This window comes from Actinoplanes lutulentus (assembly GCF_003259845.1).
GTDB lineage: Bacteria > Actinomycetota > Actinomycetes > Mycobacteriales > Micromonosporaceae > Actinoplanes > Actinoplanes lutulentus.
On record NZ_QLMJ01000022.1, the window covers coordinates 69374 to 84786 of the forward strand.

At 68.3% G+C, this 15413-nt stretch carries 10 protein-coding genes; 7 read left to right on the plus strand and 3 right to left on the minus strand.

The genetic code is table 11. From position 1 onward, the window contains the following. Positions 1-87: 87 nt before the first annotated feature. Positions 88-1008 (minus strand): FAD-dependent oxidoreductase, encoded by a 921-nt coding sequence (locus B0I29_RS36795; RefSeq protein WP_111653782.1) that lies wholly within the window; start codon positions 1006-1008, stop codon positions 88-90. Between the two features lie 13 nt (positions 1009-1021). Between B0I29_RS36795 and B0I29_RS36800 the strand changes: the two genes are divergently transcribed. Genes B0I29_RS36800 through B0I29_RS36815 form a run of 4 tightly spaced genes read left to right on the plus strand, consistent with a single transcriptional unit; the run spans position 1022 to position 7377 of the window. Continuing rightward, entirely contained in the window at positions 1022-2026 is a 1005-nt protein-coding gene (locus tag B0I29_RS36800; RefSeq protein ID WP_146617015.1) for an effector-associated domain EAD1-containing protein, read from the plus strand. Continuing rightward, positions 2004-2951, plus strand: a complete 948-nt coding sequence (locus tag B0I29_RS36805) for an AAA family ATPase (protein ID WP_245973059.1) — start codon at positions 2004-2006, stop codon at positions 2949-2951. Before B0I29_RS36800 ends, B0I29_RS36805 begins: the two co-directional genes overlap by 23 nt. Then, entirely contained in the window at positions 2948-4132 is a 1185-nt protein-coding gene (locus tag B0I29_RS36810) for a hypothetical protein (RefSeq protein ID WP_111653784.1), read from the plus strand. Before B0I29_RS36805 ends, B0I29_RS36810 begins: the two co-directional genes overlap by 4 nt. Further along, a complete protein-coding gene (locus B0I29_RS36815; protein ID WP_111653785.1) occupies positions 4129-7377 on the plus strand; it encodes an FtsK/SpoIIIE domain-containing protein in 3249 nt (1082 codons plus the stop codon). The genes B0I29_RS36810 and B0I29_RS36815 overlap by 4 nt, the downstream gene beginning before the upstream one ends. Before the next feature lie 45 nt (positions 7378-7422). On the opposite strand, the gene B0I29_RS36820 is transcribed toward B0I29_RS36815, so the two are convergent. Together B0I29_RS36820 and B0I29_RS36825 are read right to left on the minus strand one after the other, a co-directional pair. Continuing rightward, positions 7423-11058, minus strand: a complete 3636-nt coding sequence (locus B0I29_RS36820; protein ID WP_111653786.1) for a LamG-like jellyroll fold domain-containing protein — start codon at positions 11056-11058, stop codon at positions 7423-7425. Positions 11059-11257: 199 nt separating this feature from the next. Then, the gene (locus tag B0I29_RS36825; RefSeq protein ID WP_245973061.1) at positions 11258-12229 is read right to left on the minus strand and encodes a LacI family DNA-binding transcriptional regulator; all 972 of its coding nucleotides are present in this window, start codon (positions 12227-12229) and stop codon (positions 11258-11260) included. A 187-nt stretch (positions 12230-12416) separates the two neighbouring features. On the opposite strand from B0I29_RS36825, the gene B0I29_RS36830 reads away from it, so the two are divergent. Genes B0I29_RS36830 through B0I29_RS36840 form a run of 3 tightly spaced genes read left to right on the plus strand, consistent with a single transcriptional unit; the run spans position 12417 to position 15408 of the window. Next, entirely contained in the window at positions 12417-13661 is a 1245-nt protein-coding gene (locus B0I29_RS36830) for a sugar ABC transporter substrate-binding protein (protein ID WP_111653788.1), read from the plus strand. Between the two features lie 2 nt (positions 13662-13663). Continuing rightward, positions 13664-14602 (plus strand): carbohydrate ABC transporter permease, encoded by a 939-nt coding sequence (locus tag B0I29_RS36835; RefSeq protein ID WP_111653892.1) that lies wholly within the window; start codon positions 13664-13666, stop codon positions 14600-14602. Then, positions 14599-15408, plus strand: coding sequence for a carbohydrate ABC transporter permease (locus B0I29_RS36840; RefSeq protein WP_181558165.1), 810 nt, complete (start codon positions 14599-14601; stop codon positions 15406-15408). The genes B0I29_RS36835 and B0I29_RS36840 overlap by 4 nt, the downstream gene beginning before the upstream one ends. Positions 15409-15413 lie beyond the last annotated feature (5 nt).

The window sequence follows — 15413 nt, forward strand, 5'->3', positions numbered from 1 at the left end:
AAAGCATCCAAAAGCTAAAACGTCCAGGGCTGAATGCGACCAGCAGCTGAAAACGACCAGCGGCTCGACCCGTCGAGCCGCTGGTCGCTACCCGACGGCGGCGACGAGGCTCGCGATCCGGGCCGCATCGCCCCACGACAGGGTGAAGCCCGCTCCGCCGTGGCCGTAACAGGCGAAGACCGGCCGGCCATGACCCGGCACGGCCTCGACCCGGACGCTGGAGCGCGCCGGCCGTAACCCGGCCGCGCGCGACAGCACCGGCTGACCCTCCAGCTCAGGAACCAGAGCGCAGACCCGCCGCAGGATCGCCGCCTCGATAAGAGGATCCGGAATCTCGTCCCACGAACCCGTCTCGCCGGTGCCGCCGCAGACGACATCGCCGGCGCGCGGCACCACGTAGGTGAGGCCCTCCGGGTTGTCCTCGTCGGTGAACCACTCCGTGATGCCGGGATTGGCCAGCCGCACCACCTGCCCGCGAATCGGAAACGCGTCGTCGTCGCCGAGCAGCGCGGCCGACCCCAGACCGGCTGCGACCACAACAGCGTCAGCCCCATCCAGGATCGACGAAACCGACGACACGGAAACGGTGTCGATGCGCACGCCCAGCGCCAGAACCGCGGCCCGCAACCACCCCAGATAAACGTCGGTCTGGATGAGTGGCACCGTGCAGCGCACTCCGGCGGCGGTCCGGGCCCACGATGGAATCGCACGGGTCCAGGACGTGTCCGCGTCCGCCCGGCGCACGATCACCGTGCCGGGACGCATCGCGACCCCGGTCGCCGGATCGCCGGCCAGTTCCGAGAACCGGCGGTACGTCACCGCGGCGGACGAGAGGACCTCCGGCGACCGGTGCACATCGTGCGGGAACCAGATCGCCGCGGCCACCGCGGACACACTCCTTGTCGCCGGCCGGTCGGCGAGGACCTGGACGTGATGGCCGGCGGCGGCCAGCTCGTGGGCGACACTGAGTCCGATCACGCCGGCGCCCACCACCGTTACGCTGCTCACGCGGAAACCCTACGTGTTCTACTGTGGAAGCGGAGGTGGAACGATTACCGGCGACCAGCTGCGGAAACTCGAGGCGGCCATCCTCGACGCGTACCGAAGTCGTGATGATCTTGAACGTCTGCTCTTCTTCTCCTTGGAGATGGAGCTTTCGCATCACGCGGACCCGCACAATCCGCTGCCGATGGTCGTGTTCCGGCTGATCCAGGCGGCGAAGAGTGGCGGGTGGCTGGTCAAGCTGATCGAGTCGATCCTGGCGGACCGCTCGGAGAACGAGGCGTTGCGGATCTGGGCCGTCACCTGCGGTTTCGCGCACGCGTCGGTGCCGCAGCCGGCGCCGCCGCAGGATCACCAGCTGCTGGACAGCGCGTTCTTCGACCTCGACCGGATCAAGCGGGCGATCGTGGCGGCCAAACGCCATGTCCCCGGCCGGGTGCTGGGTCTCGGACTGCACAGCGCCGAAGGCCTGGTGGTCAAGAAGTTGTGCGCGTGGCTGCCGTACTGCCTCGGTGAGACCGAGTGCAAGGACTGGCTGAGCCTGAGCCCGGACCAGGGTTCCGTCGACTCGCAGCTGAAGCGGATCCTTGACTACAAATCCGATCTGGACCAGGTGAATGTCGTCTGCCCGCTGCTCACCGGTGGGGCGAGCGCGCCTGCCGTCGCCGCGCTGTGGGGCGGGATCCAGGAGCGGTTCGGCGCGCACCCGTACATGTTCGTCGCGCTCTTCGTCGGTGTGGACGGCCATCCGGCGGGCGTCGTCGATCTGCCCGTGCCGGCCGCGGACGCCACCGACCTGACCCTGTGGGCGCAGGAGGTCGTGTCGCGCCGGGGCTGGCCCCCCACGCTCGCCGATTCCTGGGCCATGATGATCGCCGACAGGAGTGCGATCGGGGACGACCTCGACATGCGGCGGCTGTACGAGGAGATGGACCGTTCGATCCGCGACGTCCGCCGGGCGCCGGCGGATTTCAAGCGTCGCCTTGAGGAGTGGGGGAGCCTTGCAGACCCGGCACCGCGTTGACACCTCGCTGTGGTTCACCCCGGAGGAGCCGCTTCCGCCGTCGAAGTCCATTGAGGACGCCGGATCGCTGACCGAGGAGGGTGATCAGAAACGGACGGTGGAAGCCGAGCCGTACCGCTTCAGCCCGAACCTGCTGTCGGCCGTCAACCTGGCGATCAGTCTCGGCCGCCCGCTGCTGGTGCAGGGTGATCCCGGTGTCGGCAAGACGAGGCTGGCGCACGCTGTCGCGTACGGGCTCGGTCTTCCCCTGGAGCAGGCGCACATCAAGTCGACCAGCCGGGGACAGGACCTGCTCTACCAGTACGACGCGGTGCGGCGCCTGCACGACGGGCAGCTGCGCGGGTGGCGTAAGGGTGACGACGTCCGGGCGTACATCCGGCTCGGCCCGCTCGGCCGGGTGATCGCCCGGGCTCAGCGTGGCCGGCGTTCGGTGCTGCTGATCGACGAGATCGACAAGGCCGACCTGGACTTCCCGAACGATCTGCTGCACGAGCTCGACGAGCTGGCGTTCGCCGTCGAGGAGGTGCCCGGCTGGGGTTACGCGGTGCCGCGCGACCGGCCCGACCTGCGGCCGATCATCGTGGTCACCAACAACGAGGAGAAAGCGCTGCCCGGGGCTTTCCTGCGGCGCTGCGTCTTCCACTACATCGAGTTCCCGGCCGAGCGGGCCGACCTCGACGCGATCCTGCGGATGCACGAGGTGACCCGGCCGGACCTGCGCGACGCCGTCATCGACGTGATCGAGCGGCTGCGTCAGGTCGACTTCGCGAAACGTCCGGGGCTGAGCGAGCTGCTCGACTGGGCGGGCTTCCTGGAGGCGGTGGGCACCCCGGCCGAGCAGGTGGCCGGTCTGCCGTACCTGGACGCGCTGCTCAAACAGCGCGGCGATCAGATCCGCGCGAACGAGCGGCTCGGCCGGCCGTGACCCGCGCCGATCCGCCGGACTTCGTACGGGAGCTGGTGGTGCGGCTGCGCCGTCGTGGCCTGCCGATCGGCCTGGACGACTGCCTGACGCTGAGGTCGGCGCTCGCCGCAGGATTCGGGGTGGGCTCGGCCCGCGACTTCGAGGCGCTGTGCGTCGGGTTGTGGGCAAAATCGGTCGGCGAGCAGGAGACAATCCGGGCGGTGCTGGCCGGGGTGGAGGTGCCGGCGTGGAACACGGCCACGGCGACGTCCGAAGAGGACAGACACGGGAGCCAGAAGCCCGAGACGCGGCACGACGACACGCAGCCGCAGCCCGCTCCGCCGCCGCCTGCTGTTGCCTCCGATAAACCGCGCGATCTGCCCACCCTCCACCGCCTGTCCGGGATGTCCCTCAAGCCCCCGACAACCGGACGATTCGACTCCTCACTCGCCCTCGCGCCGCGCTACCCCCTCACCTCGCGCGAGATCGCCCAGACCTGGCGCCGCCTGCGCCGGCCGATCCGCTACGGCGCGCCCTCCGAGGTCGACGTCGACGCCACGATCGACCGCTACACCCGCACCGGCGTCTTCACCGGACCGATTCTGATCCCCGCCCGCCGCAACACCGCCCGGCTCCTGCTGCTCATCGACCGCAACGGCTCGATGACTCCGTACGGCGACTTCGTCGAGCACCTGGTCCGCGAGATCCACCACGCCGGCCGGCTGGAATCCATCGCCACCTGGTACTTCCACAACCTGCCGAGCAGCCGCGTCGACACCGCCGTGCTGCGCGAGCTGCCCGACCCGTTCAGCCCGGAACTCGACCCGGTCCTCGGCCGGATCGCCCCCTCGGCCGCCGGCCGCCTTTACGCCGACCCGGCCCTGACCGAACCCCGCGCCTTCACCACGGTCCTCGACGACATCGTTCCCGGCACCGCCGCCGCGATCATCAGCGACGGCGGCGCGGCCCGCGGCACCCTGCAGACCGGCCGCCTCGTCGGCACCATCGCCATGATCAAAGCGCTGCGGAAAGCGCATTGCACTGTCGCCTGGATCAACCCGGTCCGGTCGCGCCTCTGGCCGGGCACCACGGCCGAGCAGATCGCCCGGCACGTGCCGATGTCCCCACTGACCGCCGACGGCCTGCACCGCGCGGTCGACGCCCTGCGCGGCGCCGGCCCACGCATCGAGCGTCCGCTATGACGTGGACCAGCAGTTCCCGGGCGACCGGCCTGCTCTACGAGGCGCGTACCGCGCTGACTCCCGGCGCGCTGGAGCTCGCCTGCCACGCCGCCGTGCCACCCGTCCTCGACGTAGGATTCCTCCATCTCCTGCGGGTCAACTTCTTCATCGACCCGCCGACCGTGCTCGGCTACGCCGCCGAGGCCGAGCTGCTGAACTCGCCGCTCTTCCAAGAATCCGGCGCCGGCCTCTACGAGGTCGATCCGCACCTGCGCAGCCTGCTGCTGGCCGCCCTCGACGCGGCCTACGGTTTCGAACGGCTCACCAAGGTCGCGTTGCTGCTGGAGCAATACACCAACCACGCCGACCCCTGGCAGCCCCGCGAACTCGAATTCGCCCAGCGCCTGACCGCCCTCAGCATCGTCGAACCCGCCCGCGCCGCCGACTGGCTCGCCAACGCCCAACAGGCCGCCGCCGGCCGCGCGACCTTCGGCCAGGAATGGTTCGTCGCGATGCGCAAACGCCTCACCGACGCACCGGCGCAGGCCGCCAACCTCACCGAAGAACTCACCCGCCTGCAAACCGCGGAGCCGTCCCTCGACACGGCGCGAGCCCTCGGCCGCCTGGGCCTGCTCCCCGGCGCCGACAACGCCACGATCAAAACCACCCTGCTCACCCTCGCGCGCCACCCCGACGCCGCCGTCGCGGCTCTGGCAACCGAGGTCATCGAGACCTTGCAGACCCTCTCCCGCTCCGATCCCACATCGGTACGGGAAAACGACGGCACCCACGTCGACCTCCTGAGTCTGCTCTCCACGAACGCAAGGGCATTGCGGGACTCGGTCCACATGATCCGTTCCTGGCGCGTGGAGCACTACATGCTCCGCATTCCGATCGGCGTCCTCCGCGACGGCGGCATGGTCGACCTCGACCTCAAGGAGGCGGCACAGGGCGGATCGGGCCCGCACGGCCTCCTGATCGGCACCGGCGGCTCCGGCCGGCACGACCTGCTGCGGGCGATGGTGGCCGCGCTGGCGATCACACACGGACCGGAGACGCTGAACTTCCTGCTGATCGACGGCCGGTGGAACACCACCTTCGGCCCGCTGGCGCTGCTCCCGCACAACGCCGGCACGATCACCGAGTTGGCCGGCGATCCCAGGCAGGCCGACCGCCTGGCCGATGCCCTGGAGAACGAGCTGATCCACCGCCAGAAACTGTTCCGCGACGCCGGCGATGTCGCGAGCCTCCGGGACTATCGGATGGCCCGCCAGGGAACCGGCCTACCGCTGTTGCCCACCCTGCTGGTGGTCTGCGACGAGTTCACCGAGCTGCTGTCGGCCGGTTCGAGAGTCGAGCAGCTGTTCCGGCGGATCGGGCGGACCGGCCGGGCGCTCGGCGTCCACCTGCTCCTGTCGGCACGCCGGTTGGCGGAGGGTCAGCTGGATGAGCTGAGGCCGTACCTGTCGTACCGGATCGCGCTGCGCACCGCCTCGGCCATGGAATCCCGGCTGGCGGTGGGCGTCCCGGACGCCTACGACCTGCCGGAGGAACCCGGTCACGGATACCTCGACGCCGGTTACGCCAACCTGGTCCGGTTCACGGCAGTGCGGGTCTCCGGGCGAACACCGCCCGGCCGCCCCGGCGAGACGGACCTGGACCTGATCGTCGATGTGTTGAAGGACGCGGGCCCGCCGGCTCGCCAGGTGTGGCGGCCCCCGTTGCAGGGCTCGATCGCCCTCGACGAGGTCCTCGGCCCGGTAACCGTCGACCCGGCACGTGGTCTCCAGACGGTTGACCGGAGCATCCGAGGCGCCTTGCGTGTCCCGATCGCTGTCCTCGACGAGCCTCGGGAACCGCTGTGGCTGGACCTGTCCGGTGTGGACGGGCACGTCGCGGTAGTGGGCGCCAACTTCGCCGACAAGTCAACTGTGGTCCGCTCGTTGCTGACCGCTCTCGCGCTGACCCACACACCGGACGAGGTGCAGTTCTACGGTCTCGGCGATCTCGGCGGATTTCGGGAGCGGCTGCTGCAGATCCCGCATGTCGGCAGCGTGACGGAAAGCCTCGCGGACCGGCATCGGGTCCGCCGGACCGTCTTCGAGCTGGCCGATCTGCTGGCACTGCGAAGGCGTTACTTCAGGCTGTCCGGTTTCGAGTCGATGGGGGAGTACTGGCGCGCAGGCAGCAACGTCCAGGACGATTTCGGTGACGCGTTCCTGTTCGTCGAGGACTGGGCCGCGCTTCACGAGGACTTCGCCGAACTCCGGCCGGTGCTCGACCTGATCGCCGATCGTGGCCCGTCCTACGGCGTCCATCTGATCGCCTGCGCGCAGCACTGGTCCGAACTGCCGCCCGGCACCTTCGGATCCCGTTTGGAGTTACGCCTCGACGACCCGGGCGAATCCGTGATCAGCCCTCGCGCGGCCGGGGACGTGCCGGACCAGCCAGGACGCGGCATCAGCGCGGCGCCGGACGGCACCGTCCTGGACTTCCTCACCGTGCAACCCATGCTGAGCAGCGCGGCTTCGCCGGCATTGCTGGCCCGGGAGATCGCCGACGCGTGGACGGGTTCGCGGGCGCCGGGGGTTCGGCTGCTGCCGGAGGAACTGCCCTACGACCATATTGATCTGGGTGCGGCCGACGGTTTCCAGCTGCCCATCGGTGTCGGCGACGTCAATCTCGAGCCGATCCTCGTCGACTTCGCCCGGAACACCCACCTCCTGGTCACCGGCGACCCGGGGTCCGGCAAGACGTCGTTCCTGCGCGCCCTGTCTGCCTCGATCGACCGTCGGCTTGGGCCCTGGAATTCACTGATTGTCGTGCTCGGCACGGAGCCCGGTGAGATGGAAATTCTGGCCAACTATTTGAAACGGCGGCTGCCGAGCCCCGACGTGACGGCGCAGCAGTTGCGGGAGCGCTCGTGGTGGACCGGCCCCGAGGTGTTCGTCCTGGTCGACGACTACGAGCTGATGTCGGACCAGTTGTCACCGCTGTTGCCGTACCTCAGCCAGGGCCGTGACGTCGGCCTGCATCTGGTGATCGCCCACCGGTACTTCGAGGTGGGCCACGCGCTCTTCGACCCGGTGCTGCTCCGGATGACCGAACTGAGTCCGGCGGGCGTGGCGCTGTCCGGACGCGGCCGCGAGGACGGGATGTCATCCAGCCTCAGTGTGCAGCCACTGCCGCCGGGCCGCGGGATCGTCACCTTCCGAGACCAGGACGTGCAGTTCGTCCAGCTCTACCACCTGCCACCCGGCAGATAGGGTGCCGGGTGAGGGCCGGCGTGCGAACCGGCCCCCACCCGGGGGTCAGCGGACGGCGGCGCTGTACGGCGCCACGGTCACCTTGTCGATCAGCGGGGCGTACTGGGAGCGGAGCAGCACGTCCGGCCAGTCATCGGACGCGTAGGTCACCCCGTCGAAGTTGGGCAGCTCTGACGAACTGAATGTCAACGTGTTCTGGCCCCGCCTCAACGTCACCGGGACGGTCAGCTCCCAGAAGTTGTTGTCGTGGAAGCTGTGCGGGAACAGCACCCGCTTGGCCGCGCCGCCGTTCACCGACACATCCGCGTGCCGGGCCAGGGGGTCCGGGTTGTAGTGGGTCGCCACCGCCTGCTCCGGATTGGAGTAGCGGATCCGCAGGGCGTAGGTGCCGGCCTTCGCCGCCGGGACGGTGAAACGAAGGGTGCTGGCGTCGCTGATGCCGGTCACCGCGGAACCGCCGCTGGCCAGGGACTTCGTGACCACCGCCGCGCTGCCGGTCACGACGGCGGACTCCGCCTCGTAGGTAACGGCCGGCAAGACAGAGCTGCCGCGGACGGACAGGCGGTCGACGACCGTACCCTTGCTCAGGCCTTTGACTTTGATCTTGTTGACGCCTCCGGAGAGGGAGACGGCGACCTTGCGGGAATTGCCGACGTCGATGCCGTTCACGGAAACCGAGGCGCTGCCGCGGGTCACCGAAAAGTCCAAGATCGACGCGGCGTCGCTGGGGGAGTAGACCCAGAACGTCGCGGTGCTGCCGCGGCCGAGTTCGGCGCCGCCGGAAACCGTGCGAGCGTGGTCGAGGGACGCCAGCTCGGCCTCGTAGACGTCGCTGGTCGCGGCCGGGTTGGGCAGCGACAGGGTGATCCGGTCGACGATCGCGTCGCCCTTCGTGGAGCGAAGGCCGTCGATGCTGCGGGCGGCCAGCGAGATCTGGTGAGTGCCCGCCGTGAGCTTCACCGTCGTGTCGGCGTGATCCCAGACCACCCACTTGTAGCCGAGCGGCAGGAAAATCTCCTGCTCAGCGGTGCCGTCGACGCGCAGGAAGACGTTTGTCGGACCCTGTTCCCTGACCAGGTCGAACGTGTTCAGCGAGTTCGCGAACACGCTCAGGTCATAGGTTCCGTCCTTCGGCACGTCGACCGTGAAATCGAGGACGCCGTCACTGCCGGTCCGCAGGCCGCCCACGTTGAAACCGCCCGAGGTGTAGAACTTCGAGACGTCCGAGGGCGAGCCTTCCGGACCGTTTCTGCTGTACCCGCCGCCGGTATAGGTCGCGTCCTCCGCCTCGAAAGATCCCGACCAGGTGGTGGGCACGGCCGTTGTCCGGTCACTCTTAGTGCCCGGTCCCAGGACGATTTCGTACGCCGAAGCTTCCGTCAGCTTGTCGAACGGCACCGCCACCTCGCCACCGACGACCGTGAGATTCTGCTCGGCGATCAGTCGCGGCGGGGCGGAGTCGCCGACCTGGCCGGTCCACGGGATCTCCCGGATCCAGGCGTGCACGGTCTTCCCGAAACTCTTCGGCACGTCGGTGAACCGGATATATCCGGCGCCGGCCGAACCACCGAAGATCGCCCGGGCCTGCTTCTTGCCGGTGTCGAGCGTGGCGACGCCCTGCAGCGTGTAGTTCTGGCCAGGGTACGGCGGCGTGACCTTCACGGTGTCGCCGGTCATCTGCCCGTACGCGTTGTACAGCCACCACTGGCCGTTGCCCCGGTTCGCCTGGACGGCCGAGTCGGAGAGGTTGCCGTCGATGTTCCAGTACGCGATGTCCGCGTCGACCTTTGATTCCTCGATCGCCGAGATCCACTGGATCATCTGGCCGGGCACGCTGGTGTGGTAGTTGAAGGCGTACTCATTGATGTTGATCGGAAGGTGTTGGCCGGGAAGGACCTCGGCTTCCCACTCGCGGTACTTCGCGACGTTGTCGCGGACCGCCTCGGGGTGGCTCAGCTCGTGCCAGGTGATCACCTCGGGCAGCGTGCCCGCGTCACGCGCGTGCTCCAGGAATCCCTTGACCTGGTCGAACAGGATGCTGGTGTTGGGGCCGGCGATCCGGGCGCCCGGCAGCTTGCCCTTGATCAGCGCGTAGACGTCGTCCCACGCCTGGAAGTAGTCGGCGGGGTTGTTCAGCCAGCTGACCTGGTTGTAACTCCACTCGCCGGTGCCGAACATGTTGCCCTCGGGCTCGTTGAACGGCACGAAGACGATGTTGTCCTGGTATTCCGGATCCAGGGTCGCGACCTGGTCGACCTGCTTGGCGATCTTCTGCTTGAAGAGCGTCAGCTTCTCCTGCGGCGTGCTCCCGGGCCATTGGTACGGGAAACCGCGGTGGATGTCGGTCATGTAGATGTAGACATCGCCATCGGTGCTGTCCGCGAGGGGTTTGACGACTTCGAGGGCATCGGCGCCGGGGTGCTGCGGTCCGTCCTGCGCCTTGGTCGAGACGGTCCGCAGGTTCATCCCCTCGATCAAGTTGTTCGTGGGGACGCCGTCGCCGTACAGGCCGTAGAGCGTTCCGGCGGCGCCGCCGTGGAACGCGCCGGTGGTGGTGCCGAGGTCGATGGTGAGTTCGCCTTCACGGATCACGGTGACCGTGGCGGTGACAGTGGTGCCGGCGGCGGTTCCGGTGACGGTGAAGGTACCGCGCTGGGCGTAGCTTGCCGGGTCCACGGGCTGCCAGGTTATGGCGATATTTCGGTCATAACCGTCAGTGAACGCCGCAGGCACACTGGCCGGAAGGCGGGGCGGGGTGCCGATCGTGGTGCGGATGTTGAAGGACGTTTCGGATATTTCCGTTACGCTCGGCGGCGTCGCGCTGAAGTCCTCGGCCACCTGCGCGGCGGTGAGTGCCGTCCCGTAGACCCGGAAGTCGTCGACCGCGCCGTCGAACAGCGGGTCGGCGTAGAACGACTTGCCGATGAACCCCGCCGACGCGGTGCTCGCGTCGACCAGCTGCGCGGGCGTGATCGTGGTGGCGGTGCTGTTGACCGCGGCGCCGTCCAGATAGGTCGTCACCCGGCCGCCGCCGAGGGTGACGGTCAGCGTCTTCCAGGCGTCCGCGGGCAACGCCGCCGACCCGGTGACCTGCGATTCGGCGCCGCCGGAGTTGACGGTCACCGCGGTGCGCAGCTTCCCGTCGCCGTTGTACGGGGTGCTGAACAGGTAACGGCTGTTGTCCTTGCCGAGCGCGTAGATCCACTGCCAGGGCGCGGTCGTCCCGTCCCACTTCACCCGGGTGGAGACGGTGAGTTCGGTACGGCCGTCGAGGACCGCTTTGGGGATCTGGACGTACGCGCCGTTCGAGGTGGGCGCGCCGCCGGGAAGCTGAATCGCCTGGTCGCCGGGGTTCGCGCCGTCGACGAGGGCCGCGGTCGCGCTGTTGACGAGGGTGCCGTTCAGGCCGTTGCCGGAGGAGTCGGTGACGACGCCGGTGGACAGGTCGTCGGCGTCGAACTCGTAGGCCACGACGGGGGAGGGAAGATCGGCCGCGGAGGCGGGGGCGGGGAGATCGGCCGCGGAGGCGGGGGTGGGGAGATCGGCCGCGGAGGCGGAGGCAAAGGCGGGGAGGTCGGCCGCGGGGGAGGGGAGGTCGGCCGCGGAGGCGGGGGCGCTGCCGAGAAGGGTGGCGGCCAGGAGGCCGGCGCTCGCGGCGGACAGCAGGCGGGGCGGTCTCATGCATCACTCCAAGCGAGGTGTGAGCGTTAACAAAACACGGCATCGTTCCGGCGATGCGGAAAACGGTTGCCGCGCGATCCGCAACCAAGCCGCGTTTGTCATCAAGGGGTTTCCGGTAGGTTACGAACAACCCCGATGCTCGTCAATGACTCACTAGGAAATCGTTTGCCTCCACTGTGTACGAGCGAGTCCGAGCGAGTCAGACCGCTGTCGACGCCCGGGGGACCAGGCGGCAGGGGCGGGTCTGGCGGCCGTGGACCGGATTGCCGTTGATCGTTGCCAGCAGGAGCTCGGCGGCGGAGCGGCCGATTCCCTCCAGATCCATGTCGATGCTGGTCAGGGCCGGCCGGCAGCCGTCGACCATGACGTCCCAGTTGTCGAAACCGACCACGGCCACGTCCGCCGGGACCGAGCGGCCGGCCGCCTGCATCCCCTCGACCAGGCCCCGGGCGATCTGGTCGCTGCCGCAGAAGACCGCGTCCACGTCGGCACCCGTGGAGAGCAGGATCCCGGCGGCCTGGCGGCCCCACGCTTCGCTCCACTCGCCGTACAGGGTGGGCGCCGCCGGTTGCAGGCCCTCCGCGGCCAGGGTCTCGGCGGTGGCGCGGGCGCGCACGGTCGCCGAGTGGTGATGCTCCGGACCGGTGACGTGCGCGATCCGGCGCCGGCCCACCGCGAGCAGGTGCTGCACCGCGCGGCGGGCGCCGTCGATCTCGTCGGGCACCACCGAGCAGTCGCGCGGGTCGGCCGAGCTGATGAACGCGTAGACGACCGGGACCGGCAGGCCGACGCCGATCGGCGCCCGGGCCTGGGTACGGCGACCGGTCACTATGATCCCGTCGACCTTGCGGCTGAGCAGGGTGCGCAGGTAGTACTGCTCGCGGATCGGGTCGTCGCGGGCGTCGCAGAGGAAGACCGACATCTGCCCCGCCCCGAGGGCGTCCTCGGCGCCGATGAGCAGCGGGATGCTGAACCGGCCGATGCTGTCGGTGGTGATCATGCCGACCGTGTAGGTGCGGCCGGTCTGCAGCGAACGGGCCGCCGCGTTGGCGACGAATCCGAGCTGCTCGGCGGCCTGCTGGACGCGCTGACGGGTCTCTGGTCGCAGTGCTCCCCGTCCGTTGAGCGCCTTGGACGCCGTGCCGGTGGAGACCCCCGCGAGCGCCGCCACCTGGCTGATGGTGACCGCGCGTTCTGTCGTACTCAGTTTTTCCTCCCCAGTTTCCTGCGCGGACCACGGAGTTTCCTAGGTGGCCTGCGTAATGCGACCGTAACCCGCCCTTGACATGTGAGCAAGACGCTACCTAGCTTCTAGGCAATCGATTTCCTAACTCACAAAAGCCCTTAGGTGACTCGATATGCCGATCTCCCGAAAAGCCACTGCCTCCCTCCTCATTGCCACCTGCCTGCTGGCCGGCTGCTCCTCCGCGAACGACGACGCCGGTGACAGCGGTGCCGCGCCGACCGGCGACTACACCGTCTGGGACCCGTACCCGCAGTTCGACGACAGCTCGGACTGGGTGAAGCTGCTGTCCCAGTGCGGCACCGACGCCGGTGTCACGGTCAAGCGCACCGGTTATGACACCACTGATCTGACGAACAAGGCGCTGCTCGCCGCACAGCAGGGCAACTCGCCGGACGTGCTGATCGTCGACAACCCGGTGGTGTCCACCCTGGCCGACGCCGGCGTGCTGACCACCACCGACGAGGTCAAGGTCGACACCGCGGCCGTCTCGCCGAACCTGCTCGCCGCCGGGCAGATCGGCGGCAAGACGTACGGCATCCCGATCGGCGCGAACACCCTCGCGCTGTATTACAACAAAGAGGTACTGGACAAGGCCGGTGTGGACCCGGCGGCCATCAAGGACTGGGCCGGCCTGACCGCCGCGCTCGACAAGGTCAAGGCGTCCGGCAAGAAGGGCATCACGTTCTCGGCGATCGGTACCGAGGAGGGCAGCTTCCAGTTCCTGCCGTGGTTCTGGGGTTCGGGTGCGAACCTGACCCAGCTCGACTCGGCGCAGGGTGTCGCGGCACTGACGCTGTGGACCGACTGGCTGAAGAACGGCCTCGCGCCGAACTCGGTCCTGAACAACACGCAGACCACCAGCTGGCAGGAGTTCGCCACCGGCGACTTCGCGTTCAGCGAGAACGGCACCTGGCAGCTGGCGAACGCGAAGAAGACCGGCTTCGAGTACGGCATCATCCCGATCCCGTCGCAGGCCGGCGGAGTCGCACCGGCGCCGACCGGTGGTGAGTTCGTGACCGCACCGATCCAGGACGACACCGCGCGGTACGCCGTGACCGAGAAGCTGGTCAACTGCCTGACCAACGCGGACAACGCGTTCACCACGGACACCACGTTGTCGTACATCGCCGCCACCGAGGCCGTGCAGACCAAGCAGGTCGCCGAGAACCCCGAGCTGACCGTGTGGGTCGACGCGGTCAAGGCCGCGAAGGGCCGGACCAGTGACGACCTCGGGACCAAGTACCCGAAGATCTCGCAGCCCTTGTGGACCGGGTTCCAGGCGGCATTGTCGGGTTCGGCGAACCCGCAGGACGCGTTGACCACGGCACAGACGACCGCGGCTGCCGCCACCAAGTGACGATGACCCACGACGTTCTGACCCGCGTGCCTGCCGAGACGACGGTGGGCACGCGGGCCCCCAAGAAACAGCGCAACTGGGCCGCGTGGGCGTTCCTCGCCCCGGTTGTGGTGTACCTGATCGCGTTCTACGCGTACCCGCTCTATCGCAACCTGGATCTGAGTCTGCGTGACTACACCGTGCGCAGCTTCGTCCGCGGTGACGCGCCGTTCAGCGGACTGGACAACTATCGCGAGGTGTTCGCCGACGCCACGTTCTGGCCGGCGTTGCTGCACACGCTCGCGTTCACGTTCGTCAGCATCGCGTTCCAGTTCGCCATCGGGCTCGCACTGGCCGTGTTCTTCGCCCAGAGCTTCCGGTTGTCGGCGACGTTGCGGGCGTTGTTCCTCGTACCGTGGCTGTTGCCGTTGATTGTCAGCGCGTCAACATGGACGTGGATGCTCAACAGTGACTCCGGCATCGTCAATACTGCACTTGCCGCCGTCAACATTGACCCGGTCAACTGGTTGACGTCACCGGACTGGGCGCTGACCAGTGTGATCATCGCGAACATCTGGATCGGCATCCCGTTCAACCTGGTGGTGCTCTACAGCGGCCTGCAAGCGATCCCGGCCGAGGTCTACGAGGCCGCGGCCCTTGACGGCGCGACGAGCTGGCAGCGGTTCTGGCGGATCACGTTCCCGCTGCTGCGACCCGTCTCGGCGATCACCCTGCTGCTCGGGCTGGTCTACACGCTCAAGGTCTTCGACATCATCTGGATCATGACGAAGGGCGGGCCGGCCGACGCGTCGATGACGTTCGCGACCTGGTCCTATCGACTCAGCTTCGGCAATCTGCTGCCCGAGTTCGGCCCCGGCGCTGCCGTCGGCAACCTGCTGATCATCATGGCGCTCATCTTCGGCCTGCTCTACATCCGGATCCAGAGGAGGCAGGCGCAGTGATCCGATCAGCGAAAACGATCATCGGGCTGATCCTCACCGGGATCATGCTGTTCCCGGTCTACTGGATGATCAACGTGTCCTTCACCAAGGACACCGACATGCGCGCCGACCCGCCACACCTGTTCCCCTGGAACGGGACCCTGGAGGGTTACCGCGCGGTCATCGACCAGCAGATGCCCTATCTCGGCACCAGCCTGCTCGTCGGCCTGGGCACCGTCGTGCTCACCCTGCTCATCTCGGCGCCGGCCGGTTTCGCCCTGGCGAAACTACGGCCCCGGGGCGGCGGCGCGCTCAGCTTCGTGCTGCTGATCGCCCAGATGATCCCCGGAATCATCATGGCGATGGGCTTCTACGCCATCTACCTGCGACTCGGCGTGCTCAACACGATTCCCGGACTGATCCTCGCCGACTCCACCATCGCGGTCCCGTTCGGCGTGCTGATCTTCACGGCGTTCATGTCCGGCATCCCGGACGAGCTGATCAACGCGGCGCTCATCGACGGCGCGTCGAAGTGGCGCACGTTCCTCTCGGTGATCCTGCCGGTCAGCCGGAACGCGATCGTCACGGTCAGCCTGTTCGCATTCCTGTGGGCGTGGTCGGACTTCGTCTTCGCCACGACGCTCGACGGCGGCGGTGATCACCAGCCGATCACGCTCGGCATCTATCACTACATCGGCAACAACAACCAGCAGTGGAACGCGATCATGGCGACCGCCGTGGTGGCGTCCATCCCCGCGACGCTGCTGCTCATCCTGGCCCAGCGTTACGTGGCAGCCGGCGTGACCGCCGGCGCCGTCAAGGACTGAGGAAC